The 25500-nt window shown below is 57.0% G+C and carries 19 protein-coding genes; 12 read left to right on the top strand and 7 right to left on the bottom strand.

Annotation, left to right across the window (positions count from 1 at the left end):
* Nucleotides 1-15 precede the first annotated feature (15 nt).
* Nucleotides 16-615, top strand: coding sequence for a TetR/AcrR family transcriptional regulator (locus AABB29_RS16945; RefSeq protein WP_373636642.1), 600 nt, complete (start codon nt 16-18; stop codon nt 613-615).
* On the opposite strand, the gene AABB29_RS16940 is transcribed toward AABB29_RS16945, so the two are convergent.
* Nucleotides 612-1988: a dipeptidase gene (locus AABB29_RS16940; protein ID WP_341365793.1), complete on the bottom strand. Its 1377-nt coding sequence runs from the start codon at nt 1986-1988 to the stop codon at nt 612-614. The two genes, AABB29_RS16945 and AABB29_RS16940, sit on opposite strands and share 4 nt — an antisense overlap.
* Before the next feature lie 142 nt (nt 1989-2130).
* On the opposite strand from AABB29_RS16940, the gene AABB29_RS16935 reads away from it, so the two are divergent.
* The 5 genes from AABB29_RS16935 (at nt 2131) to ispG (ending at nt 8420) form a co-directional block, all read left to right on the top strand.
* Entirely contained in the window at nt 2131-2832 is a 702-nt protein-coding gene (locus AABB29_RS16935) for a hypothetical protein (RefSeq protein ID WP_341365794.1), read from the top strand.
* Between the two features lie 128 nt (nt 2833-2960).
* The gene (locus AABB29_RS16930) at nt 2961-4472 is read left to right on the top strand and encodes a di-heme oxidoredictase family protein (protein WP_373636641.1); all 1512 of its coding nucleotides are present in this window, start codon (nt 2961-2963) and stop codon (nt 4470-4472) included.
* Nucleotides 4473-4683: 211 nt separating this feature from the next.
* On the top strand, nt 4684-5907 hold the full coding sequence (gene hemA / locus AABB29_RS16925; RefSeq protein WP_341369061.1) for a 5-aminolevulinate synthase: 1224 nt from the start codon (nt 4684-4686) through the stop codon (nt 5905-5907).
* A 115-nt stretch (nt 5908-6022) separates the two neighbouring features.
* Complete coding sequence (locus AABB29_RS16920) at nt 6023-7216, top strand: RodZ domain-containing protein (RefSeq protein ID WP_341365797.1); 1194 nt, start codon at nt 6023-6025, stop codon at nt 7214-7216.
* 79 nt (nt 7217-7295) lie between these two features.
* A complete protein-coding gene (gene ispG, locus AABB29_RS16915; protein ID WP_341365798.1) occupies nt 7296-8420 on the top strand; it encodes a flavodoxin-dependent (E)-4-hydroxy-3-methylbut-2-enyl-diphosphate synthase in 1125 nt (374 codons plus the stop codon).
* A gap of 12 nt (nt 8421-8432) precedes the next feature.
* Here the strand turns inward: ispG and AABB29_RS16910 are convergent, their stop codons facing one another.
* Nucleotides 8433-9182 carry a DsbA family protein gene (locus AABB29_RS16910; RefSeq protein ID WP_341365799.1) on the bottom strand — a complete coding sequence of 250 codons (750 nt, stop codon included), beginning with the start codon at nt 9180-9182 and terminating at the stop codon, nt 8433-8435.
* A 120-nt stretch (nt 9183-9302) separates the two neighbouring features.
* Between AABB29_RS16910 and AABB29_RS16905 the strand changes: the two genes are divergently transcribed.
* The 4 genes from AABB29_RS16905 (at nt 9303) to prfB (ending at nt 15433) form a co-directional block, all read left to right on the top strand.
* The gene (locus AABB29_RS16905; protein ID WP_341365800.1) at nt 9303-10448 is read left to right on the top strand and encodes an aminotransferase class I/II-fold pyridoxal phosphate-dependent enzyme; all 1146 of its coding nucleotides are present in this window, start codon (nt 9303-9305) and stop codon (nt 10446-10448) included.
* A complete protein-coding gene (locus AABB29_RS16900) occupies nt 10445-11590 on the top strand; it encodes an N-acetylmuramoyl-L-alanine amidase (RefSeq protein ID WP_341365801.1) in 1146 nt (381 codons plus the stop codon). The genes AABB29_RS16905 and AABB29_RS16900 overlap by 4 nt, the downstream gene beginning before the upstream one ends.
* A 133-nt stretch (nt 11591-11723) precedes the next feature.
* On the top strand, nt 11724-14240 hold the full coding sequence (locus tag AABB29_RS16895; protein ID WP_341365802.1) for a PBP1A family penicillin-binding protein: 2517 nt from the start codon (nt 11724-11726) through the stop codon (nt 14238-14240).
* A 68-nt stretch (nt 14241-14308) separates the two neighbouring features.
* Nucleotides 14309-15433 (top strand): peptide chain release factor 2, encoded by a 1125-nt coding sequence (gene prfB / locus AABB29_RS16890; protein WP_341365803.1) that lies wholly within the window; start codon nt 14309-14311, stop codon nt 15431-15433.
* 91 nt (nt 15434-15524) lie between these two features.
* Here prfB and AABB29_RS16885 read toward each other — a convergent pair whose 3' ends face one another.
* The 5 genes from AABB29_RS16885 to bcp all read right to left on the bottom strand — a co-directional run bounded on the left by AABB29_RS16885 (nt 15525) and on the right by bcp (nt 21030).
* A complete protein-coding gene (locus AABB29_RS16885) occupies nt 15525-17504 on the bottom strand; it encodes a hypothetical protein (protein ID WP_341365804.1) in 1980 nt (659 codons plus the stop codon).
* A gap of 278 nt (nt 17505-17782) precedes the next feature.
* Entirely contained in the window at nt 17783-18280 is a 498-nt protein-coding gene (locus AABB29_RS16880) for a polymer-forming cytoskeletal protein (RefSeq protein WP_341365805.1), read from the bottom strand.
* Complete coding sequence (locus AABB29_RS16875) at nt 18270-19577, bottom strand: M23 family metallopeptidase (protein WP_341365806.1); 1308 nt, start codon at nt 19575-19577, stop codon at nt 18270-18272. The genes AABB29_RS16880 and AABB29_RS16875 overlap by 11 nt, the downstream gene beginning before the upstream one ends.
* Before the next feature lie 158 nt (nt 19578-19735).
* Nucleotides 19736-20551: a ferritin-like domain-containing protein gene (locus tag AABB29_RS16870; RefSeq protein WP_341369062.1), complete on the bottom strand. Its 816-nt coding sequence runs from the start codon at nt 20549-20551 to the stop codon at nt 19736-19738.
* Between the two features lie 11 nt (nt 20552-20562).
* Nucleotides 20563-21030, bottom strand: a complete 468-nt coding sequence (gene bcp, locus AABB29_RS16865; RefSeq protein WP_341365807.1) for a thioredoxin-dependent thiol peroxidase — start codon at nt 21028-21030, stop codon at nt 20563-20565.
* A gap of 85 nt (nt 21031-21115) precedes the next feature.
* Between bcp and AABB29_RS16860 the strand changes: the two genes are divergently transcribed.
* Complete coding sequence (locus tag AABB29_RS16860; protein WP_341365808.1) at nt 21116-24442, top strand: AsmA-like C-terminal region-containing protein; 3327 nt, start codon at nt 21116-21118, stop codon at nt 24440-24442.
* Entirely contained in the window at nt 24439-25497 is a 1059-nt protein-coding gene (gene queA / locus AABB29_RS16855; protein WP_341365809.1) for a tRNA preQ1(34) S-adenosylmethionine ribosyltransferase-isomerase QueA, read from the top strand. The genes AABB29_RS16860 and queA overlap by 4 nt, the downstream gene beginning before the upstream one ends.
* The last annotated feature ends 3 nt before the right edge of the window (nt 25498-25500 follow it).

The raw sequence follows: 25500 nt of genomic DNA, 5'->3' as shown, positions 1-25500 counted from the left end.
CATTTGAGGAAAACCATGCAGGACGATAGTTATCATCACGGCAATCTTCGCGGAGAACTGCTGAAACATGCTGTGGAAGTCTTGAGTTCTGAGGGGGTCGAAGCATTATCCCTACGCGCATTGGCACGCAAAATCGGGGTAAGTCATTCGGCGCCTTTGCGCCATTTCGCGACAAAGATTGATCTATTACGTGCCCTTGCCGACGAGGGCGTGACGCTTTTGGTGCAAAAGGCGCAACAGGCCGCAACGGCGGTGCTTGCACGCGAAAGACTGTTTCAGATGGCCGTGGCCTATATTGAATGGGCCCAAGAAAACCCTGCGTTTCATCTTGTGTTGCGTAACCCAGAGGTTCTTCGGCATCGGTCAGAGGATCTGAATGACCGGCTTAAGAAATTCGCGGATCTTCAGCGAAATGAGATCGCACTGGCACAAGCTGAAGGTTGGCGGAGCTCTGACGACCCTGAAGTATTGCTTTTACATCTTATGTCTTTGACGGCTGGCACGGCCATTATCGCGACCGAACCAAGTTATGATCCGTCGGGGGTCCAAAACATGAACCGTGCCTCGATTGCTGCGTCGTTGACCCTGTTTCTTGGGGGCCCGCCCCCTGTCTAGGATGACGTCATTTCATGCAGTATCCGCGCCCATGACCGTATCCCTTTATGAAATGACGACAGGTCATATTTTTCGTTGGGCGAGTGAATCTGGTCGTCGTCTTTCCCAAAGCCGATCAGCATGGCGTCCATTTCCAGAATGTCTTTGAAGTGCCCGGCGATGGGGATCGATCCGCCGCAGCCTACATAGGCCGCTGCGTTGGGCCATTCGTCTGACAGTGCTTTGCGTGCTTGGTCGAAGGCCGGGTGCGTGGTGGTCATTTGTCCGGCCGCGCTGGCCCCGTGATCGCTGAAGCTGACGGTACAATCGGCGGGCAACATGTCTTGTACCATTTTGCGGAACGCCTCTCGGATTTTCAGCGGGTCTTGTGTGCCGACCAGCCGGAAGCTGATTTTGGCATGCGCCTCGGACGGTAGCACGGTTTTGAAACCGTCGCCGGTGTAGCCGGACCATATGCCGTTGACTTCGCAGGTGGGCCGTGACCAGATCATTTCCAGCGGGCGCCGTCCGCGTTCGCCTGCGGGCTCGGAAAGCCCGACTTCGCCTAAGAAATGTTTTTCGTCAAACTTTAGATCGTCCCAAGCGGCGGCGAGTTCGTTGGAAAGCTCGGGCACCCCGTCGTAGAACCCCGGCACGGTGATCCGTCCGTCGTCGTCGTGCAGGGCCGCGATGACCTTTGCCAGCACCCGCGCGGGATTCATGGCCAAGCCGCCGTACATGCCGGAATGCAGGTCTTTGTTGGGACCGGTGATGGTGAGTTCTTCGCCGAGCAATCCCCGCAGCTGCGTGATGATCGCGGGCGTGCTGTCGCCGTAAAGCCCGGTGTCACAGATCAGGGCGATGTCGGCGGTGAGTTCGTCCCGGTTTTCTTCCATGAAGGGTGTGAGGGAGGGGGAGCCTGATTCCTCTTCGCCTTCGAAAAAGATCGTGATGTTGGCGGGCAGGGACCCATGTTCGGCTTTCCAGGCTCGGCAGGCCTCAACAAAGGTCATCAACTGCCCCTTGTCGTCGGATGAGCCGCGGCCCCGGATGACTTTGCCGTTTGCGGTGTCTTCGATTTGCGGATCAAACGGGTCGCGGTCCCATAATTCAAGCGGATCAACGGGTTGGACGTCGTAATGGCCATAAAACAGGATTTCCGGGCCTTCGCCGCCGCTATGGGCGACGACCATTGGATGGCCGGGCGTCTGGCGTTTTGAGGCTTCAAACCCGATGGATTGCAGATCGGCCACCAGCCAATCGGCCGCAGTCTGGCAGTCATCCCGGTAGGTAGGATCTGTTGAAATCGATGGAATTCGCAGCAATTCAAGAAGACGATCCGTGGCCTTGGATAAATCGGCGTCGATCCGGGTGAGGACAGGTGTAAGGGACATTTGGGGCAATCCTTCGTTTGCACTTTGCGACAGCGTGGCAGGATTGACGCCAGCGTCAAGCCGCCACGTGGTTCAAGGAGGCTTGAAATTTGTGAAATTTTGCAGCTTGTTCGGGTTCAGGGAATGATAGGAGTGGACGGCCATGAGCGAAGACCGGGTGAGAGAGTTACTTGACAATTATACCAATGCCGTCTTTCCGCCGGTTTTGACGTATATTGGGCTTTATTTCATCGGTATCATTCTGGTTTGGATGCTGTTTTTGTTTCTGCGTCGCAACAAGCATCAATCCCTATCGCGGCGTAGCGCCGTGAATTACGATATCAGTGTCGGCCCAAGCGATGCGATCTTGGGTATCACGAACCCGAATATGCCTGCGGTCGCACCGCCCGAAGATGGCCGTTATTTTCAGACTGTGCTGGCCTATGCACAGATGAAAATGACCCAAGGCAAGCCGCTCATGCGCATTGAGCGGACCGTGATGGCAGAGTTTGCTTTTCTCAACCGGCTTCTTGTGACCGAGGGCGTGGCCATGTTGGACGATTTCACCAGAGGCTTGCCTCATAAGGATTATGAACTGCGTCAGGTTTTGCAGGAAATTGGTGCAAAACCGTTGGCGGATCCTGTGGGCGAGGTCGTCGCAACCTATCTTCACCGCGAGCAGGTCATTCAAGAGCTTGCCGCGCTTGGCGCCCCCCGCGAAGAGGCGCTGCAGCACCCCGAATTGCCCAGCTATGACGACGCGCAGCGTGCATTGGATGCTGTGGATGCGCCCAATCTATTCCTACAGCAGGCCGATCAATTTATCGCCAATAAGTATGCTTGGGGGACTGATCGCGCCGACTAGCCGTTTGCGCCACTGACGCCACGTTATCCTGATTCACCCGCATTTATAGGTGTTTTCCGCGCTTATGTGCCGCCGGAACCCGTTGTCCTGTCCGTAACAGTGCGCCACGCATATGGAAGGACGACATCATGACATCTGTTAAGACGATGACCCCGATATTCGCACTGTCATTGGTATTTGCCATGCCAGTATGGGCAGAAGATTTACTGGAACCCGTTGATCAGGCGGATCTGAATGCCTTGGTCCAAGAGGGTCAGATGCTGGATGCGTTTCTTGATGCATTTGAAGCCGGGGACGCGCTGACCGAAACCCAATTCACGCAGCAGCAGGGCGTTGGCGCCAATATCGGCGAGGGTCGCATTTTCACCCGGTTCCCGCGCGCCGATTTGGATGGGCCCACTGAATGGGCAAATCATTATCCGCAGCGCGAAGGCGGGGCGAATGCTATTTCATGTATTGCCTGTCACAATGCGCCCTTTGCCAATGGCGCGGGCGGTATCGCGCTGAATGTCGTTGTCGATCCTGCGCATACCGGTGATCCGTCACTGTATCTGGAACGCAATACGCTGCCGCTTTTTGCACTGGGCGTCACACAGCGTCTGGCCGAGGAAATCAGTGAGGCGCTGTTCGCCCAACGGGAAGCTGCGCGTAGCGAAGCCTGCCAGAACGGTTCTGCCGCGGTTGGCCTGTCTGCAAAAGGCGTGTCTTACGGCACCTTGTTTGTCACCCGTATCGCCGCGGCCCCCTGCGAGGTTGCTTTTGATTATTCCGCGCTGAAAGGTGTCGACGAGGATCTTGTCGTGCGTGCCTTTGGATGGAAGGGCAATCACGCTACGATCCGCGAATTCACGCGCAACGCCGCCCATAATGAGCTTGGCTTACAGGCCGTCGAATTGGTTGGTGATCAGGATGGCGATTATGACGGTGTCATCGATGAGTTGAGCGTTGGCGACATGACAGCCCTGACAATTTATATGGCGGGTCTGGAACGGCCCGTAAGCTCTGTCGAATTGGCCGATTTGGGGCTGATTGATCTCAGCCCGGCCGCGCGTGCACGGATCACTGCTGGCGAGGCGCATTTTGTGCAGGTCGGTTGCGCAACCTGCCATACGCCTGAAATGACGCTGAATGATCCAATCTTTTCTGAGCCCAGCACTGTGCCCGGATTTTATGACGCCAGCTTTCCCGATGGCTCTTGGCCCGCTGAGCATGGGCTCGCCCCCCAGACCGCAATTCGTTTCGATCTGGCCGGTGATCAACCGAATAACGTGATCGCCACAACCGATGGCGAGGTGCATCTGGGGGCGCTGCAGCGCAACGCGGATGGGCAAGCTGTTGCCCAATGGTACACCGATTTTCGGCGCCATGATATTGGGGCCGCGATGGCTGATCCGGCTGATCCGCTTGGCATCGGTGCCGCTATGTTCCTGACCAGACCTTTGGCCGGGGTGGGCGCAACAGGGCCTTGGCTACATGATGGGCGTGCGACGACGTTGCATGATGCGATGATGTTGCATGGCGGTGATGCGAAACTGAGCCAAGAGGCCTATGCTGCGCTGTCAAAAGAACACCAGCAAGAGCTGATCGCCTTTCTGGAAAGCCTGACGCTGTACCAAGACCCCCATGCAGATGAGGACTGATCGGGATGCCTTGTAAAAGAACGATTTTTTGCAAATGCCATTAGCTTGATCCAAATCAAATCATGCCACGGTGTTATGCGGGATAACTCTTATCGAAGCAGCGACACAATGTAGCGTATTGCCCGAGAGGTTGCTGCACTATATGAGGATTAGAACGATTCAAAGTATGTCGTTGGAGGCAGCGTTGGATCGCGAAGAGAAGGACGTATTCGTGGACTATAACGCCAAACTGGACATCGCGATTGATCGGTTGCACGAAGAAGGGCGCTATCGCACCTTCATCGATATCGAACGTACGCGCGGTCAATATCCACACGCGACGTGGCGCAAGCCCGATGGCACGGATACACCTGTTACAGTTTGGTGCGGCAACGATTATTTGGGCATGGGACAGCATCCCGTTGTGCTAAAGGCGATGCATGACGCGATTGATGCGACTGGTGCTGGCTCTGGCGGGACCCGTAATATCTCGGGGACGACTATTTATCATAAACAGCTTGAGGCAGAGCTGGCTGATTTGCACCGCAAGGAAGCAGCGCTTTTGTTCACATCGGCCTATATCGCCAATGACGCAACGCTGAGCACGCTTCCAAGGTTGTTTCCTGGTTTGATCATCTATTCCGATCAGCTGAACCACGCATCAATGATTGAAGGTGTGCGCCGCAACGGCGGCGCAAAGCGCATTTTCCGCCATAATGATCTGGACCATCTGCGCGAGCTGATGGCTGCTGATGATCCTGATGCGCCGAAGATCATTGCGTTTGAATCGATTTATTCGATGGATGGCGATTTTGCGCCTGTCGAAGCGATCTGTGATCTGGCGGATGAATTCGGTGCCCTGACATATATTGATGAAGTGCACGCCGTTGGCATGTACGGCCCGCGCGGCGGGGGCGTTGCCGAACGTGACGGTCTGATGGGCCGTATTGATATCATCAACGGGACATTGGCCAAGGCCTATGGCGTTATGGGCGGCTATATCGCGGCATCTGCAAAAATGTGTGATGCAATAAGATCTTACGCGCCGGGTTTCATCTTTACGACAAGCCTGCCACCAGCCGTTGCTGCTGGGGCTGCTGCGTCTGTGGCACATTTGAAGCAAGATCAAACGTTGCGCGAACGTCACCAAACGCAGGCCAAAATCCTGAAATTACGGCTGAAGGGTCTTGGCATGCCGATCATCGATCACGGAAGCCATATCGTGCCGCTGATCGTTGGCGATCCGGTCCACACCCAAAAGCTGTCGGATATGCTGCTATCGGAGTTTGGGATCTACGTGCAGCCCATCAATTTCCCCACTGTGCCACGCGGAACCGAGCGTTTGCGCTTTACCCCGTCGCCGGTTCACGGCCCCAAAGAGATGGATGCTTTGGTAGGCGCTTTGGACGGTTTGTGGTCACATTGTGCGCTTAATCGTGCTGAGCTCGCCGGTTAACACTTTTTGCACATGTGCATGCTGTGGAAAAATATGCTATTCCTGACAAAGGCGTAAGCAGATTCGCGATTCGCGATGACGCGCGCTTAGGGGCAGATAGGCGACGGGACAGTCGATGATCGGGAAGACCTTCAAGCGTGATGACGCATCGGAGGACGTGCAAGCCAAAGGGTTTGACGATTTCGAGTTGCGGTTAGGCGATTTGATGCGCGGTGAGCGTGCGACGATGGGCAAAAGCCTGTTGGACGTTCAACGCGAGCTTAAGATTAAGGCCGCTTACATCGCCGCAATCGAAAACGCTGACCCTTCTGCTTTTGATACTCCTGGATTTATTGCCGGTTACGTCCGCTCATATGCCCGCTATTTGAACATGGACCCTGACGACGCGTTTGAGGCGTTTTGTCAGGAGAGCGGTTTTGAAACTGCCCACGGCATGTCAGCTGAGGCATCCTCAATCCGGCCGACGGGCGTTGATCTGGCCTCTACACCTTTGGGCAAAGATATCTTCTCAGCCTCGGCAACCCCATTCATTCCGGCGAATGAAGCTGTCTTCTCGGGTGTTGAGCCGCGTGCGATTGGGTCTATCGTTGTTCTGATCGCCTTGGTTGGCGGTTTGGGCTATGGCGGATGGACCGTCTTGCAAGAAGTCCAAAAGGTGCAATTCGCACCCGTCGAACAGACGCCGGTCGTCGTGTCCGACATTGATCCATTGGCCGGTGCATCCAATACCTTGCGCACCAGCGATCCATTGGCGGTGGCTGATCAGCCGACACGCGAAGCGCTGGATCGCCTTTACCGGCCCCAGGCCTTGGATGTGCCTGTGCTGGTCGCGCGCGATGCGCCGATTTCGACCCTGAACCCAAGCTCTATTGGGGCATTGGTGCCCGATGATCGTTTTGAGCCGCCCGTCGCGGTGGCCGAAGCGGCCAATGATTTGCCCGCGCTACCGCCCATACAGGTGGTTGAACAACCTGTGCCCGAGGTCCAGCTGGTCGCGGTCCGCCCATCATGGGTGCGCGTGCAATCCGCTGATGGCACTGTGATTTTTGAGACGGTCATGGAGCCGGGCGATAATTTCGTTGTGCCGCAAACCGAAGAGCCTGCCGTCTTGCGTGTTGGTGAAAGCGGCGCCATGTACTTTGCCGTAAACGGCGTTCATTACGGCCCCGTGGGCGAACGCGGCGTTGTGACGTCAAATGTTGCCCTTAGCAGCGAAAGCCTGACCCAGACCTATGCCGTTGCGGATCTGACCCGTGATGATGATCTTGCCGAAATCGTGAATTTCGCAGAAGTGGTATCGGACGAATAACCGCAGGCGGTGCGTCTTGCCGAAGGCCGCTTTGCTGCATAGGTTACGCGCAAAGCACATCTTGGCGAAAGCACATCCCATGTCGATGAACCATATCCGCCCATGGCGGAATATTTACCGCCGAAAATCCCGTCAGATTATGGTCGGTCCCGTGCCAGTCGGGGGCGATGCGCCGATTACGGTGCAGACCATGACCAACACATTGACCACAGATGTCAAAGCGACCATCGCACAGATCAATGCTGCCGCTGATGCCGGCGCCGATATCGTCCGCGTTTCGGTGCCAGATCAGGCCTCCAGCGCTGCATTGAAGGACATTATCCCCGAGGTATCTGTCCCCATCGTTGCGGATATCCATTTTCACTATAAGCGCGGGATCGAGGCGGCCGAGGCTGGTGCGGCCTGTTTGCGGATCAATCCGGGGAATATTGGCGATGAGACCCGCGTCAAAGAGGTGATCAAAGCCGCCCGCGATTACAATTGTTCCATTCGGATTGGGGTGAACGCCGGATCGCTCGAAAAACACCTGCTTGATAAATATGGTGAGCCTTGCCCCGATGCGATGGTCGAAAGCGGGCTGGATCATATTAAGATATTGCAGGACAACGATTTTCACGAATTCAAAATCTCTTGCAAAGCGTCCGATGTGTTTATGGCGGCGGCGGCCTATCAGCAACTTGCCGAAGCCACAGATGCGCCGATCCATCTTGGGATTACTGAGGCGGGCGGGTTGATGTCTGGCACCATCAAGTCCGCGATTGGTCTGGGTAATCTTCTATGGATGGGTATCGGCGATACGATCCGCGTATCGCTGTCTGCCGATCCGGTCGAAGAGGTGAAAGTCGGGTATGAGATTTTGAAATCTCTGGGCCTGCGCCATCGCGGTGTGAACATCATTTCTTGCCCGTCATGCGCGCGTCAGGGCTTTGACGTCATTAAAACGGTTGAGGCCCTTGAAAAGCGCCTTGAGCATATCAAAACGCCCATGTCCCTGTCGATTATTGGCTGTGTGGTCAATGGGCCGGGTGAGGCCTTGATGACCGATGTCGGCTTTACCGGGGGCGGCGCCGGTTCTGGCATGGTCTATCTGGCGGGCAAGCAAAGTCATAAGCAGAACAACGACGAAATGATTGATCACATCGTCGAACAGGTTGAAAAGAAAGCGGCGGAACTGGATGCTGAAAAGGCTGTCGCGGCTGAGTAGATCCGTGATTGCCTATTCGCTTTGGCCGCGCAAATCGGCGACGATCAGCAGCATCTGGTCTGCGGGGATGAAACCGCGGACCATTTGATCACCCACAACGAATGCGGGCGTGCCAGTGATCTGCAACTGGTCGGCCAATGCACGGTTCTGGACCAGCACATCTGTGACTTCATCGCTGTCCATGGCCGCGGTGATCGCCGCATGATCCAGCACGAAAGCCTCGCTGAGGCGGGTGAGGGCCGCAGGTGTGATCTCACCATCAAATTCCATCAGCGTGTCGTGGATGTCTTTATAGGCGGCGTCGCCCGCAACAATCTTGGTTGCGACAGCGTAACGCGATGCAAGCAGCGAAGGTTCACCTAAGATTGGGAGCTCTTTGACGACAAAGCGGATATTCGTATCTTCCCCGAGCAGTGCTTCGACCTCTGGAAAGGCCCGTTTACAATAGCCGCAGCGGTAATCCATGAACTCGACAATGGTGATGTCGCCGTCAGGGTTTCCGCCAACAAAGGAATGCGCGTCGTTAAACAATGCGTCGGCATTCGCCCGGGCCAGCTGTTGATCGCGTAGGATTTCAGCCTGCCGTTCACGCAGCTGCAAAACACCGATCGCGTCGCGGATAACCTCAGGGTTTTCAAGCAGGTAGGTCCGCACCTCAGCCTGGAAAGCGGCCCTTTCTTCTGGGGTCATTGCGTCCATGTCAAAGGCTTGCGCCGGTGCTGCAAGGGCAAGGCAAACGGGCAGGGCAAGGCGAATTGTCATGACGGATCTCATATTCTGTGCACGCGGGCTACAGACCATATCACCGCGGTTTTGCCAAGATGCATTGACGTCACATGGCGGTGAAGGGCACATAGTCGCCAAAACAGCGAGGCCGGGCAAATGCGACATTCAAAGCGGGGCGACGTCGATCCCTTTATCGTCATGGATGTGATGGAAGCCGCGCGCAAAGCCGAAGATCAGGGCCGCCACATCATCCACATGGAGGTCGGACAGCCCGGCACCGGCGCGCCCGAAGTCGCGAAGGCCAAGCTGGTGGCGGATATGCAAGACCCGCTGGGTTATACGGTTGGTCTGGGCCTGCCCGCACTGCGCGCGCGGATCGCACGCCATTATGCGGATTGGTATGGCGTTGATCTTGATCCTGCCCGTGTGGTTGTCACCAGTGGCGCGTCGGGCGCGTTTCTGCTGGCCTTCTCTGCGCTGTTCGACAATGGCGCGCGTGTCGGCATGGGCACGCCTTGCTACCCGTCTTACCGCCAAATCTTAAAGGCTGTTGGGCTAACCCCCGTCGATATCCCGACCACCTACGCGCAGCGCTTTCAGCCGCTGCCCAGTGATGTTGCAGATCACGATTTGGCCGGATTGCTGGTTGCATCACCAGCCAATCCGACAGGGACCATGCTGGATCGCGGCGATCTGAAGGCGCTGAGCGATGCGTGCGCGGCGGGTGATGCCGCGTTGATCTCTGACGAGATATACCATGGGATTGATTACGACATAAAACCGGTGACAGCGCTTGAGGTCACGGATGATGTCTATGTCATCAATTCGTTCTCAAAGTACTTTTCCATGACCGGCTGGCGTGTCGGTTGGATGATTATTCCTGATGATCATGTGCGTCTGGTCGAACGTCTGGCGCAAAACATGTTCATTTGTGCGCCACATGCCGCGCAGCGTCTGGCCTTGCATGCGATGGATTGCACCGATGAGCTGGAGGCGAACAAAGCCGTTTACGCAGCTAATCGTGGTCTGATGATCGCGGGGCTGAAAGCTGCAGGCTTTGACCGTTTCGCGCCGCCTGATGGGGCGTTTTATGTTTATGTCGATGTCTCAGACCATACGCATGATGCTTTGGCCTTTTCGGCCGAAATCCTTGAAAAGGCGGGGGTGGCCGTCACGCCCGGACTTGATTTTGATGCTGCACGTGGGCAGCATTGGCTGCGTTTTTCCTATGCACGCGGGACAGCGGATATCGTTGAAGGTCTGGACCGCCTGGCCCGCTTTATGAAAGGGCGGGGCGCTTGATCCGGTGGCTTTGCCTTTTGATCTGTCTGGGGTCACATGCGGTTGCGCAGGCCTTTGTCGATCCTGATCGCAGTCGCATTCAAGACGGTTGGTGGCGTCTGGAAATCGAACTTGGCCTCTCCGATATCGTGCCATACCGCATCTTTACGCTGGATGCGCCGCGTCGGTTGGTCATCGATTTCGAAGGGCTGGACGCTGAAAACCTGGACCTGTCGGATATTCTGAGCGGCGATCGCGCGACAGCTCTGCGGTTTGGTCCGTTCCAGCCTGGCTGGTCCCGGATGGTGATCGATCTGTCCGAGCCACTGTTGGTCGATAAGGCAGGGATGCAGCGCAGCCCTGAAGGTGCAGACCTAAACATCGTACTGAAACGCGCGTCGCCTGCTGAGTTCGCGGCTGCTGCGGGCGCGCCAGACGCTGCAGGGGCAATTGCACCTACGCAAGTGCCAGAACGGGATCGGCACGTTGCGCATGATTTTGTCGTTGTGCTTGATCCTGGCCATGGCGGCATTGATCCGGGGGCCGAGCGTAGCGGCATCAATGAAGCCGATCTGATGTTGACCTTTGCCAATGAGGTAGCCGAGCTTTTGCAAGGCGTTGCGGGGATCAAGGTGGTTCTGACACGGGACCGCGATGTTTTTGTGCCGCTTTTCACCCGGATGAGTATCGCCCGCGCGGCGAAGGCCGATCTGTTCATTTCGCTTCATGCGGATGCATTGGCAGAGGATGCGGCAACGGGGGCGTCCATCTATACGCTTGCTACCGATTCTCAGGATCGGGCGGCGGCGCAATTGGTGGAACGGCATGAACGGGACGATTTGCTATCGGGCGTCGATTTGGATGCGCAAGGCGACCGCGTGGCGACCGCATTGATGGACCTGGCGCGGGCTGAAACGGGCCCGGCGGGCCAGCGCTTTGCTGATATGCTGGTACGGGCCATGACCTCTGAGGGTGTGCGTATGAATTCCCGTCCGCGCCGGGAAGGGGCGTTTGCGGTCCTTTCGGCCGCCGATTTTCCCAGCGTTTTGATCGAGGTGGGGTTTCTGTCCAGCGCACAGGATCGCGCCGTGTTGACCAGTGCCGAAGGGCGGGCACGGATTGCGCGTGCCATTGCGGCCGCCGTGATCGCACACGCCCGTTAGGCCGGGGCTAGCTGTATCATTCAAAAGTGAAGCGCTTTACGGCCCAACGCCGATAAAAACACCATGACGCCTTTTGACCATTGGCCCGGCACAGCGTATAACCGGCCTAGCAATTTCAGGATGGATCGATACCTTGCTGCGCTTTCTTCTTTCGTTTTTCGGCGGGCTTTTTACGCTGGTGACCCTTGGCATGTTCATGGGCGTCTTCGTTATTGGCGGCGTTTTGTATGTCTATGGGCGGGATTTGCCCAGCTATGAGACCCTGTCGCAATATACCCCCAAGACGATCAGCCGGATCTATTCTGGCGAGGGGCAGATCATTGACGAATTTGCGATTGAACGGCGGCTGTTCACACCTGCCGAAGAAATCCCGGACATCGTCAAACAGGCCTTTATCTCGGCAGAGGACAAGAATTTCTACGAACATGCGGGCTATGACCCGGTCGGTATGGTGTCTGCGTTCATCGATGCGGTGCAGTCGCGGGGTGAAAACTTGCGCGGTGCGTCGACCATTACCCAACAGGTGATGAAGAACTTCCTGCTTGACGGATCGCGGACGGCTGAGCGCAAGATCAGAGAGATCATTCTCGCTGCCCGGATCGAAGGGGCGATGCCCAAAGAACGTATCCTTGAGCTTTATCTGAACGAGATTTTCCTGGGCGAAAACAGCTATGGTGTGACCGCTGCGGCACTGACCTATTTTAACAAACCGCTGACCGATTTGTCGCCGGGTGAAGCGGCCTATCTTGCGTCACTGCCAAAAGCACCTAGCAACCGTCACCCTGTTGATGACCGCGATGCCGCGATTTTCTGGCGTAACAACACGCTGCGCGAGATGTTTGAAAACGGCTATATCGACCAGGCCACCTATGATGCTGAACGCGAAGCGCCGCTTTTATCCGTGCAGGGCGGCGATTACGACAGTTTCCGCAACAGCCTGCCGGATCGGGACTACTTTACTGATGAAATCCGCCGTCAGCTGAGCCAGAACTTCGGGGAAGAGGAGTTCTTCTCTGGTGGTCTTTCGATCCGCGCAACGGTTGATCCTGAATTGCAAATCATTGCCCGGCATTCGCTACAGACCGCATTAGAGGATTATGACCGCGAGCAGGGCGAATGGCGCGGTACCGGCCAAACCATCCCCGAAGAGGCGCTGGCAAATGAAGCCGACTGGCGCGCGGCCCTGGCTGCGGTCAATGTTCCGCGCGACATCGATTTGGGCGGCCGCTGGTATCCTGCGGTTATTCGTGATGTTGCCGAAAACACGTTGACCATCGGGATTGAGGACGTTGTTGAGAGCGACGCTGAGCCTTTTGTGGTTCCGCGCGCTGATATCCGGTGGCTCATTGGTGACTTCTTCGACAATTACACCCCGGGCGATGTGGTCTTTGTGCGCCGCCTGACTGATGGCGATGGAAATTTCCAACGCTGGTCGCTGCGCCAGGTGCCTGAAGTTCAGGGCGGCTTTATGGCGATGGACGTCAATACAGGCCGCGTTATCGCGATGCAGGGTGGCTTTAGCTATCAGCATTCCGTGTTTAATCGGGCGACGCAAGCGCAGCGGCAGCCTGGCTCATCCTTTAAACCATTTGTTTATGCAGCAGCGTTGGATAGCGGCTATTCGCCTGCAACCATCGTTGTCGATGCGCCGATTGCGATCAATACAGGCGATGGGATCTGGCGGCCGCGCAACGCCTCAAACCAGTTTTATGGGCCGACCCCATTGCGCACCGGGATTGAACGGTCGCGGAACCTGATGACCATCCGTCTGGCGCAGGAAATTGGGATTGATACGGTGGGTCTCTATGCGGAACGGTTCGGGGTCTATCAGGATATGAACCGGGTTCTGGCGGCCTCGCTTGGATCAGACGAAACAACCCTTTTCAAAATGGTGGCGGCCTATGCGATGTTCGCCAATGGGGGCGAACGGGTTGAACCGACATTGGTCGACCGGGTGCAAGACCGCTACGGCAACACTGTGTATCGGCATGATCAGCGCAACTGCGTGAATTGCGAAGGCTATGTGTTGGCTGAGGGCGAAGCGCCGCGCGTTGTGTCTAACCGCGTGCGGGTGATGAATGAAATCACCGCTTATCAGCTGACATCGATGATGAAAGGTGTGGTTGATCGCGGAACAGCCGCGAGCACGGTGAACCTGCCAGTGCCGATCGCAGGTAAGACCGGCACCACAAATGACGCGAAAGATGTTTGGTTTGTTGGCTTCTCGTCGAACATCGTGGCCGGGTGCTATATCGGATATGATACGCCGCGCAGCCTGGGCCGTGGTGCATCGGGCGGCGGCAATTGCGGGCCGGTCTTTAACCGGTTTATGGCCGAAGCCATTGACCGTTACGGGGCAGGGCCTTTCGAAGTGCCAGAGTCCTGCCAGTTTATCAAAATCGACCGTTTCAGCGGCGCGCGTCTGCCGCCAGAGGCATCGGGCGACAACGTGATTGCCGAATGTTTCCGCCCGGGCGAAGAGCCGCTTTTCGGCATCATGTTTGACGGCGGCTTTGCGATGTCGGCTGATCTGCCGCTTTTTGATGAGGCGCAGCAGGCGGGTCGGCAGGTCACAACATCGACCGGTGAAACAGCCACAGTAGGGCCCAAGGCCACCTTTGGAACACTGTCGACAGGCGGTCTTTACTGACCGCTTGTCGCCATGCGCGCTGCGCTGTAAGACCTCCTGACAATCCAAGCGACCCCAATAGGTGCCAAATGCGCGCAGAGACCCAGAATATCGTGGATGCGATTGAGAAATCGTTGAACCTGCTTGCACAGCGGATGGACCGGGAAACCGCGCCGCACCGGCTTGAGGAATTCAATGCGCGGGTTGAGGATCCAACCCTGTGGGATGATCCCGAAGCGGCACAGAAACTGATGCGTGACCGCCAGCTTTTGGTCGATGCGATGTCGAATTACGACAGCATTCAACAAGAGCTGACAGACAATACCGATCTGATCGAACTGGGCGAAATGGAAGACGATGCCGAAGTCGTCACCGAGGCGGAAGAGGCGCTTGCCGCGCTCAAGGAAAAAGCCGCCCAGAAAGAGCTTGAGGCATTGCTGGACGGCGAGGCGGATGCCAATGACACTTTCCTTGATATCAACGCCGGCGCGGGCGGCACCGAAAGCTGTGATTGGGCGAATATGCTGGCGCGGATGTATGTCCGCTGGGCTGAGCGCAAGGGCTACAAAGTTGAATTGCAATCCGAACAGGCCGGGGATGAAGCGGGCATCAAATCGGCATCATACAAGATCAGCGGCCATAACGCCTATGGTTGGCTGAAATCCGAAAGCGGCGTACACCGCTTGGTGCGTATTTCGCCTTTTGATAGCGCGGCCAAGCGGCATACCTCATTTACGTCGGTCAAGGTCTACCCGGTGGTGGATGACAATATCGAAATTGAGGTGAACCCTGCCGATATCCGTATCGATACCTACCGTTCCTCGGGGGCAGGCGGCCAGCACGTCAACACAACCGATTCGGCTGTGCGGATCACGCACCACCCCACCGGGATCGTTGTGACCAGTTCCGAAAAGTCCCAGCACCAGAACCGGGATATCGCCATGAAGGCCCTGAAATCGCAGCTTTATCAGATGGAGTTGGACAAACGCTCGGCCCTTGTGAACGAAGTGCATGAAAGCGCGGGGGATGCGGGCTGGGGGAACCAAATCCGGTCCTATGTGTTGCAGCCTTATCAGCAGGTCAAAGACCTGCGGACCAGCTACACAACGTCTGACACCAAAGGTGTGCTTGACGGTGATCTAGATGGGTTCATGGCTGCGACGCTGGCGCAAGACATGTCCGGTAAGGGGCGGGACGCAGCGAATGCGGAGTAGGGCACTGCCTGTGCCAAAATAGGCCCTTTGGCGTTTGATCGTTCGGTCAATGATCCGAATCCGATACAAACCTGTGTTTGACCCTGCATCATCAGTCTCTGAGCTTTTTTATCAATTCATCAGACGCGCTCGGCCATCTGTCCCTGTGGATAAGCTCTTTGGCAATACGAAGCGTCTCATCTTCGCTATAGTGGTCTTGAAGTGCAGCTTTTAGGCCGCCCTCGTTCCAATAGGTTTCTGGTTCGTCGGCAATGCCGCGATCAACGAAAACGGCCCAAATACCCAGGCGCATCATTTCCTTTGTCCAGCCATGCGTTTTCAGAGCATTGGGCATGATTTTACCAAAGAACGACTGGTGATGGGAGCCGTCGAAATGACTGGCATATCGTAGAACAAGCGTATCAATGGCCGTAACATCCAGACACGCAAGGCAGACGACCGCGTCGTCTAACGTGCTTTCACCATGATCATCGTTTCCAGACTTGTAAAATCTGTCCCGAGGGGCCGCATCAAGAAAACTTGCGATTGCATCTTGTAAGGCGGGAACGATGGTCGCACCTTCTTTCTGAACGTCCGACCAGAATTTTGCCGCGGCGACGCCTTTTCCATTGCGACGATAGTCGATGTCAAATGTCTCGACAGCCTCGCGCATCGCCCCGTCGCGAAAGGCTTGGGCCATGTTGCGTAGTGCTGCTTCTGGTTTTTGTTGCGCCCCCCAATCAACACGCAGGCGCGAGGCATGGGCGCGTCGCTTTTTCAATTGCTCCCGGTACGCTGCGCGCTCATCCTGCCGTTCTACGGCTGTTAATTCTAACGACTGGTGATCAAGGCCATCGGCAACAGGATTACCATCCAGCGGCCAGGCCACATTGAAACCGATGAGTTCAGCTTGGCGATCTTTGCCTGGAAAAAGTTTTAAATCGCTACTTCGTCTCGGGCGTTGAAAACGGTAACTCGTCTTTCCGTCGACGCCGACGCAGATGAAATGTAAGGCGTTGCTGATCCAGATTGCGCGACCATCTTGGGTCCATCGATTTTCGCTGCTGACTGCCAGCAGCGTCGACATTAAACGTGTGATACTACGATCCCATACAGTATCTGAAAGCTGCGACCAATCATACTCTAGCCGTGACGATAAATCGGCTTCGTCTAACGTCCCTTGCAGATCAGACACCGGCATCCCGCTTGAGAAATGATCCTTGTAGCGTTGGGACTTTGCGACGATCATATCAATCATGGCCTTATAGGCGATAAGATTTGCGTCCTCGCGATACACGTTGCTAATCCTACCTATCAATCCCGTAATTTCATCTATGCGAAGCCGATTAACAGTCAAAGTACGCAGAAAACGCAGGGGTTCTGACTGCCAAAGCTGGATTTCAAACTCGTATGTTTTGGGCCCGTCGGGGATACGGCGCAGCCATTGTCGCCGTGTGGGTTGTTTTTCTTGCAAGGGGCCGCCATGCGCCCGAAGCCAGTACCGCCCATCGGGGCTTGGTGTTGAAAACCCTAACATATATTCAGGCTCAGGCAGGCCCTTTGTATCTAACCGATCAACGCTGAAAGTGCCCATTGTCGGATCAACCGAGACCAGAACGCTGGATCGATGCGTGTCATCGCTTTCGATAGCTGCGAAAAGGTGGTTGCCACTCGGTGTTACTGGCACGGCCAGTGGGGCGTTCTTGACGGCGGGATGGCAAAGGTTTGGAAGACCTTCAATACGCTGCAATACCTCGCCATTTTCAATCGAGATCACCAGCATCTCGCAGGCATGGGCGCTGATTTGCCTTACCGCAAAAAGATGGGTGTGGGTGGCTTGGATACGTCTTTCCCAAAAGGGAGCTATGGAATCAAACGGGGTCGTTTCGAGTTTACGACCCGAGTCGCTATCATACAGGCAAATCTCACTTGATGAGAGGCACCACATCCGTTTCGAGACGTTGCTGTACCCTACTTGATTCCGCTTATCGGGGAGTGCCACTTCGGCGATTTTTTCGCCATCCCAAACTATGAAGAACCCCGGTTCAACGGCTGTGGCTAGAACAATTTGGTCGGTACGATCAATGGACACGCGCATCCCTCCGTTGAGGCTCCAGCCGTTTTGGTTCCTGTATTGTGGTGTCAAACCTCGTCAGGTTTGCCGTTTCGCTAAGCTGTTATTGATCAGGCTTGGGGTTGGTATTGATCGTTCATGAGAGTTCACTCTCACCAGTGCGAAACGACATGGCAACGAGAAGCGGCCCAAGCAACGTCAATGACCTAACGCGCCGAAATAGCGGCAGTTTCACTGCGCGCGCAGCTGATCTAAAAAGGCGCACCGCTTTGGTGCGCCTATCATCAAGCTGTAAGTTATGCTTTGGCTTTTGGAGCCGCATCGCCAGATGTGGTTGGCATCTTCTTGGCGCCGGTTGCCAGCGGGTCGTCTTGACGCTGGACAGAGCCTTCGAAATGCGCACCGGACTCTATGGCGATTGTCTTGTGAATGATGTCACCTTCGACCCGTGCGTTCGATGTCAGGCGTACTTTCAGCCCGCGCACACGGCCAACGATCCGGCCGTTGATGACAACATCGTCTGCAACAACTTCGCCCTTGATGGTGGCGCCTTCACCAACGGTCAGCAGATGCGCGCGGATGTCACCGTCGACCTGACCTTCAACATTGATGTCGCCGGATGTCTTAAGGTTGCCGGTGATCAGCAAATCAGAAGAGATCAGCGATGCGACAGGCTTGGCCTTGGGCGCCGCGCTTTTGTAGTCGCCGCCTGATTTGGTTGTATCGGCGCCTTTTGGGGTGTCTTTGTCTGCCGCTTTGGGCCCGGGTTCGTTGATTTTGGATTTAGAAAACATTCTGTCCAGCTCTTATATAGATCATAGGGTTGACGGGGGTACCGCCGACGCGGACCTCGTAGTGAAGGTGTGGGCCGGTAGAACGACCGGAATTCCCCATAGCACCAATTCGCTCTCCACGCGAGACCCTTTGACCAACTTGCACGTCCATAGAGTTCAAGTGTGCGTATCTTGTCTCAATTCCGAAGTCATGTTGGATCTTAATCAGCCTTCCATAACCCGATGACCAGCCCGCATGCGTGACCACGCCATCGGCTGTTGCGTAGATCGGTGTGCCGATCGGGCCGGCGAAATCTGTGCCATTATGCATCCGGCCCCAACGAGGACCAAAGCCTGACGTATAACGGAAATTGGACTTAACAGGGATCGAGAATGGCGCCTTTTCCGCGGCAATCCGATAAAGATTGATCCGGTCCATGGCCGTTAAAATACTGTTTGCGCGCAGCGCGTCCGGATCAGGTTCCCCGCCGCGGGTTGAGAATTGCAGCGGCGTCAGCGGCCCGCCGGTTCCCGAATAGCCGCGGCGCACCTGATTAATCAGATTGTCCGGGTTCATACCTGCGGCGCGGAACATCTCATCCAGCGGTTCGACCGAAACCAGCATCGCTTCTTCAAGTTGCCGAAAAATTTGGTCATTGCGTTCCTGCAGCAGGCGAAGTTCCAATTCCAGCTCTTGCGCGTGATCAACGGCGAATTCGGCATCGGCTGCAATCTGATCGCGTTCTGCCGCCGTTTCAGCCAAAGCAGACGCAAGCAGATTGACGGTCCCTGCCGCTTCATCGGTGATTGCGGCGCCGGTCTCTTCATCCTCACCGGCCGAAAGCGCGGCGACTTCGGCGCGGGCTTCTTCGCGGGCGCGCATCGCATTGCGCAGGGTGGCTTGGACGGTTTCAAGCCCTGTTTCTAATTCGCGCCGCTTTTCTTCGGTCGCCAGCAGCTCGGTCTGCATGATTGAAATTTGCCGCAGGGCTGAGTTGAAGCGCTCTTGCGCGGCCAATGCCTCTTCGGCGCGTGCATCGCGTTCAGCCGATAGGGCGTTCAGCCGCTGTTCATATGTCAATTGATCGCGCTGTGCCTGGGCGCGGAAATTTCCGGCGCCGATACTGTCCATCAATAAGATCGCTGTCGCCACGATTGTCCAGGCCACAACCAAGATACAACCGGTCCAAGCGACAAGCTGTGTTTCCGGTTTCAGTCGGATGAATCGGGTTTCGGTGTCGGACCGCAGAAAAAGCCGCTTTTCTGGAAAGCGGCGCTCTAGAAATCTGTGGATGCTGTGTGTCAGCCGTGATCGCAAGATGAGGTTCCGTCCCGTCTTTGGTCTGTCTGCCAGTCCCCACACCAGCGTCGCACACCGTGTTAGTCGGTTGCTTGGCGGGCTGCAAGAATTTTGCGGGCCACCGGCGGATCACGACGCATTTGTGAACGGATGCGCAATCTCTTGCTAAGCGATACCTAGGATTTGCGCGCCCCGGCTTTGCTGTGTTCATTGGCCAGCGGCCAGTAGAAATCGGGCGGAATACCGGCCTCTGCGCGTTTTTCTTCGTTGAAAGGGGGCTTGAGCCCGCCGTGGAAATACTTGCGCACCAGATCGTGGAATACCCCGGTTGGGTCCAGGTCATGCCGCCCGCATAGAAAGTGGAACCATTTTGATCCGTAGGCGACGTGATGAACCTCTTCTGCGTAGATCACCTCAAGCGCGGCGACTGCGCCGGATAGTTTTGCACGCTTGAAAACATCAATCATGCCCGGGGTCACATCAAGGCCGCGCGCCTCAAGCACCATGGGAACAACGGCAAGCCGGCCCATCAGGTCATGGGCGGTGTCTTCGGCAGCGCGCCACATCCCGGCATGGGCTGGCAATGCGCCGTAGAAGCTGCCCATGTCTTCAAGACAGTCGCACATCAGATTGAAGTGCTTTGATTCTTCGTCGGCTGATTTCACCCAATCATCGTAAAACCCAAGTGGCAGTTTCGTGTCTGAAAAACGCGCTATGATATCCCAATGCAGATCAACGGCGTTCAGCTCAATATGGGCCACCGCATGCAAAAGGGCGATCTGGCCAGCGGTTGATCCGGGCTTACGATGGGGTACGTCGCGAGGGTTGAGAAGTTCTGGTTTGTCGGGGCGCGCAGGGAAATCCGGCGGGCAGGCTGTGCCAATTTCGATTGTCTCGCCTGCTGCGCGCGCCGCCTGCCACTTGGCGGCATATTCCCGCGACAGCGCCGTTTTGGCGCGCCCATCTGCTGTCTGCAAGACGGCTACGGCCATTTCGCAAAGGGTCAAAGCGCACGCACCGCATCAAGTACTGCATCGACATGGCCCGGCACCCGCACCTTGCGCCAGACCTGTGCGATTTTGCCATCGGCGCCGATCAAATAGGTCGCGCGCTCAATCCCCATATAGGTTTTGCCATACATTTTCTTTTCGACCCAGGTGCCGTAGCGCTCGCACACATCGCCCTCTTCGTCAGACAGAAGCGCGATTTTTAGCTCATGCTTCGCAACGAATTTGTCGTGTTTTTTGACACTGTCCTTTGAAACGCCAAGTACGACCGTATCAAGGGCGGCAAAAGCATCCTGGTTTTCGGTAAACCCAATCGCTTCTTTGGTGCAGCCGGGGGTGTCGTCCTTGGGGTAGAAATACAAGACCACGTTTTTTCCGGCAAAATCGGACAGTTTCACAATATCGCCCCCATCACGGGGTAGTGCGATATCTGGTGCAATATCGCCGACGGCAGGATGTGTCATCTTGGCTCCTTGGCTCGGGTTGTGCATTGTGTTTTAGAACGGCTCTCAAAAAGTTAAAGGGGGGCTGGCGCAAATAGAGGATATCGTGACCAAACCGGCCCAGCCCGACGCCCCTAATCCGCAGCAAGCCGCTGCACGCGCTTCCGGCAAACCGGTCAAACCGCGCAAAGGGCGCCGTTTCGGAAGGTTGCTGTTCTGGATGCGCGCCGTGTTCATCGTCTGTTTGGCGCCGCTGGTCTTTGCCTTGGCGGCTGCCGTGATGATCATCGATCGCGAGATCACCGCACCCAGTTGGGTGTCTGAACGGATTGAGGCACGCGCCGCCGAGGTGCTTGAAGGCGGACAGCTGCGGTTTGGCGCGATCAGCATGCGGATTGGACGGGATTTGCACCCGGTCGTGCGGCTGCGTGACACGACATTGACGGATGCGGGCGGGTTGGTGATTACCCGGGTGCCGATCGTCGAAGGGCTGGTCTCGCCGCGTGGATTGATTTTCCAACAGGATTTGCTGTTGCAGGACGTGCTGCTGGTGGGGGCGCAGGTTAATCTGCGCCGGGCGGCGGATGGCTCGGTCTCTGTGGCGCTGATCAATGGCGGCAATGAGGTGGGGCGCGCCAACACTTTGCCTGAACTGTTGGATCAGGTTGATCACGTCTTTGAACGCCCCGCCCTTGAAGCGCTTGAGACCGTGCGGGCGGCGGGGCTGATTGTGAATTTCGATGATGCGCGGGCCGGGCGCAGCTGGATCGTTGATGGCGGGACGGTTGATCTTGATCTGACTGGTGGGCAAACAGCGCTGCGGGGGAATTTTGCGCTTTTGTCTGGCGGGGCCGATGTAACCAATGTGAACCTGTCCTATACCAGCCCGCGCGGCAGCCATGCTGCTGATATCGGGCTGAATATCGACAATGCTTTGGCCAGTGACATTGCCGCGCAATCACCAGCGCTGAGCTGGCTGCGCGAGGTAGAGGCACCCATTGACGTAGCCATGCGCACCGGGCTTGATGAGGCGGGCGCCCTTGGCCCTGTCAGCGCATCGCTTGAGATCGGGCAGGGCGTGCTGCAACCCAATGCGGCCACAGCGCCATTCCGCTTTGATCAGGCCAAGGCCTATCTGACCTATGATCCGCAGCGCGATCAGATCGCGTTCACGGATGTCAGTTTGCAAACGGAATGGGGCGCATTCCAAGCAAGTGGCACGTCTTTCCTGCGCGAATTTCAGGATGGGCTGCCCCAGGCCCTTTTGGCGCAGTTCCAATTCCAGAACATCGCGCTAAACCCGCCGGGGTTTTATGACACGCCGCCCTCAATCCCGGATGCGTCCGTTGATCTGCGTCTGCGGTTTGATCCGTTCCGGATCGAGTTGGGCCAACTGGTGATCAATGACGGGCAGACCCGTCTGATCGCCGATGGAGAGCTGGCCGCAACAGATGCGGGATGGCAGATGGCGCTGAATGCAGATGTCTCTGAAATGGCGCCGGATCAATTAATGGCCATCTGGCCGATCCCGTTCAAACCGAAAACCCGCGATTGGTTTTCGAACAATCTGCTGGGCGGGCGGCTGTTTGGGGCCGCGCTTGGGCTACGGGTCACACCAGGACAACCCAACCATTTCGCAGCCGGGTTTGAATTTGACGACGCAACTGTCCGCTTCATGCGGCAAATGCCGCCAATTACCGGAGGACGGGGGGCGGCCAGCTTTATCGATAATGGCCTTGTCATTGCCGTTGATGACGGTGTCGTCAACGCCCCGGAAGGCGGGCAATTGAACCTTGCCGGTTCTGTTTTCTCAATCGGTGATGTGCGGCCCAAACCGGCGACCGGGACTTTGGATTTGCGGGCGGATGGATCGGTGACGTCGGTTCTTTCGATCCTGAACCAACCGCCGTTTGAGTTTTTGGACAAGGCCAACCTTCCGGTCACGCTTGCTGATGGTCGTGCGGAGGTGACGGGTCTTGTCAGTTGGCCAATGCGCCGCGGCGGATCGCCCAATGATGTCAGCTTTGAGATGGCCGCGGATCTGCGCCGGGTCCGTACCGGGTTGATCCCCGGGCGCGACCTGGTTGCGCCGCGCCTGACTGTGGCGGCGACACGCGCCGGGCTGACCCTGACCGGGCCCGTCAGTCTGGATGGTGCCCCGGCCGAGGCCAGTTGGAGCCGCGCCTTTGGTGAGGCCGGGCGCAATGGCAGCCAAATCCAGGCGCAGGTTGAAATTTCGCCCGATGTTCTGAACGCGCTTGATATCAATCTGCCCCCCGGTACGGTGTCTGGGCTTGGCCAGGGCGCACTGACCGTTGATTTGATCCCAAACGCGCCACCCCGCTTTACCTTGACCTCTGATCTGCGCGGTGTGCGTGTTGCGATCCCGGCGATTGGCTGGGCGAAATCGGCCAACACGGCGGGTAACTTGCTGATCGAGGGGACGCTGGGCGCTGTGCCCGATATCTCAAACCTTGAGATCAGCGGCGGCGGGCTGAGCGCGCAGGGGCGGATCAGTTTGGCCGCTGGCGGCGGGCTTGAAACGGCCGTTTTCAGCAGGGTCCGTGTCGCCGATTGGCTGAATGCACCGATCACGTTGCGGGGCCGGGGTGCCGGGCGGCCTGTTGGGGTGGAAATTCGCGGCGGGACGCTTGATTTGCGCCGCGCCAGCTTTGGGTCATCACAAGGCGAGGCAGGGCCCGTGTCGATCGCGCTCGACCGGTTGCAGGTCACTGAAGGGATCGCATTGGACAGTTTCCGGGGCGATTTTTCAGGGGCAGGCGGGTTTACCGGGCAGTTCACGGCGCAGCTGAATGGCGGTGCTGCCGTGCGGGGGACTGTCGCGCCGCGCAATGGGCGCTCGGCGGTAAGGCTGGTCAGCGAAGACGCTGGCGGTGCGCTGCGTGCGGCAGGTTTCTTGCGCAACGCCAATGGCGGCACGCTTGATCTGACGCTGCTGCCGACGGGCGGGGAAGGGACCTTTGACGGCACGCTTGCGGTGCGTGATCTACGCCTGCGGGATGCGCCCACCATGGCGGCGCTACTCGATGCAATCAGCGTTGTCGGGCTTTTGCAACAGCTTGACGGGCAGGGGCTTGCCTTTGATGAGGTTGATGCGCGTTTTCGGCTGACCCCGAACCAGGTCATCGTGTCTGAGGCCAGCGCGGTCGGGCCGGGTCTTGGCATTTCTGTCGACGGGACATACACGCTCGGCAATCAGCGCGTCGATCTGCAGGGGGTGGTCTCACCTTTCTATGTGCTCAACGGGATCGGCAGTTTCTTGACACGGAAGGGCGAAGGCTTGATCGGCTTTAATTTTAACATCGCAGGCACCTCTCGCGCGCCCCAGGTCACCGTCAATCCGCTCTCGGCCTTTACCCCGGGGATGTTTCGCGAAATCTTCCGCAGACCGGCGCCGGAGCTGAGCCAGTGAAGCTGAGCGATTTTGATTTCGATCTGCCCGAGCATCTGATCGCAACACGGCCCGCGCGCCCGCGCACATCCGCGAAACTGCTTTTGGCTGAGGGCGCGACAATCAGCGACCGGATCGTCGCCGATTTGCCGCAGATATTGCAGCCGGGCGATCGGTTGGTGTTGAACGACACCAAAGTGATCCCTGCGCGGCTTTCTGGGACACGCCACCGGGTCTCGGCCGATGCCGGCGCCACCGCCGCGCGGATTGAAGTCACATTGCTAGAGCCCCAGGCCGATGACGCCTGGACCGCGCTGGTCAAGCCGTTGAAAAAGGTGCGGGACGGAGAAACGATCATCTTTTCGGATACGCTTTCGGCGCAGATGATCAGCCGGGCGGACGGTCAGGCGCGATTGCGATTCAACCTTAAGGGCGATGATTTCGACGCCGCGCTTGCCGCTGTGGGGGCGATGCCTCTGCCGCCCTATATTGCCGCGAAACGGCCGGCGGATGAGGCGGACAAGGACGATTATCAGACCTATTGGGCACGTCATGCCGGGGCAGTGGCTGCGCCGACGGCATCGTTGCATTTTGATGGGCCTTTGCTGGACGCATTGGCCGCCCGGGGGGTGCAGTTTACCCATGTGACTTTGCATGTGGGTGCCGGCACGTTTTTGCCTGTTAAGGTTGATGATATCAGCGACCATAAGATGCATGCGGAGTGGGGTGAGGTTACGCCGGAGGCTGCAGCCGAGATCGCTGCGACCAAAGCTGCTGGTGGTCGTGTGATCCCAGTGGGCACCACCGCCCTGCGCCTGATCGAGAGCGCAGCACATGGTGGTCAGATGCAGCCTTGGCGCGGGCCCACGGATATTTTCATCACGCCCGGGTTTGAGTTCCAGATTGCGGATGGGTTGATGACCAATTTCCATCTGCCCAAGTCCACGCTGATGATGCTGGTCTCTGCCTTGATGGGCGTGGACACGATCCGGGCGATCTATGCCCATGCCATAGCCAACGAATATCGGTTTTTCAGTTATGGGGACAGCTCACTGCTGTTGCCAAGCAAGGAGTAGGTC

This window comes from Yoonia sp. BS5-3 (genome assembly GCF_038069655.2).
GTDB lineage: Bacteria > Pseudomonadota > Alphaproteobacteria > Rhodobacterales > Rhodobacteraceae > Yoonia > Yoonia phaeophyticola.
This window is presented reverse-complemented; position numbering and strand designations above follow the sequence as displayed.

Bases quoted from the DNA above. Each gene is read 5' to 3' on its own strand.
- AABB29_RS16945 (WP_373636642.1), top strand. From the start codon at position 16: ATGCAGGACGATAGTTATCATCACGGCAATCTTCGCGGAGAACTGCTG.
- AABB29_RS16940 (WP_341365793.1), bottom strand. From the start codon at position 1,988: ATGTCCCTTACACCTGTCCTCACCCGGATCGACGCCGATTTATCCAAG.
- AABB29_RS16935 (WP_341365794.1), top strand. From the start codon at position 2,131: ATGAGCGAAGACCGGGTGAGAGAGTTACTTGACAATTATACCAATGCC.
- AABB29_RS16930 (WP_373636641.1), top strand. From the start codon at position 2,961: ATGACATCTGTTAAGACGATGACCCCGATATTCGCACTGTCATTGGTA.
- AABB29_RS16920 (WP_341365797.1), top strand. From the start codon at position 6,023: ATGATCGGGAAGACCTTCAAGCGTGATGACGCATCGGAGGACGTGCAA.
- ispG (WP_341365798.1), top strand. From the start codon at position 7,296: ATGTCGATGAACCATATCCGCCCATGGCGGAATATTTACCGCCGAAAA.
- AABB29_RS16910 (WP_341365799.1), bottom strand. From the start codon at position 9,182: ATGACAATTCGCCTTGCCCTGCCCGTTTGCCTTGCCCTTGCAGCACCG.
- AABB29_RS16905 (WP_341365800.1), top strand. From the start codon at position 9,303: ATGCGACATTCAAAGCGGGGCGACGTCGATCCCTTTATCGTCATGGAT.
- prfB (WP_341365803.1), top strand. From the start codon at position 14,309: ATGCGCGCAGAGACCCAGAATATCGTGGATGCGATTGAGAAATCGTTG.
- AABB29_RS16880 (WP_341365805.1), bottom strand. From the start codon at position 18,280: ATGTTTTCTAAATCCAAAATCAACGAACCCGGGCCCAAAGCGGCAGAC.
- AABB29_RS16870 (WP_341369062.1), bottom strand. From the start codon at position 20,551: ATGGCCGTAGCCGTCTTGCAGACAGCAGATGGGCGCGCCAAAACGGCG.
- bcp (WP_341365807.1), bottom strand. From the start codon at position 21,030: ATGACACATCCTGCCGTCGGCGATATTGCACCAGATATCGCACTACCC.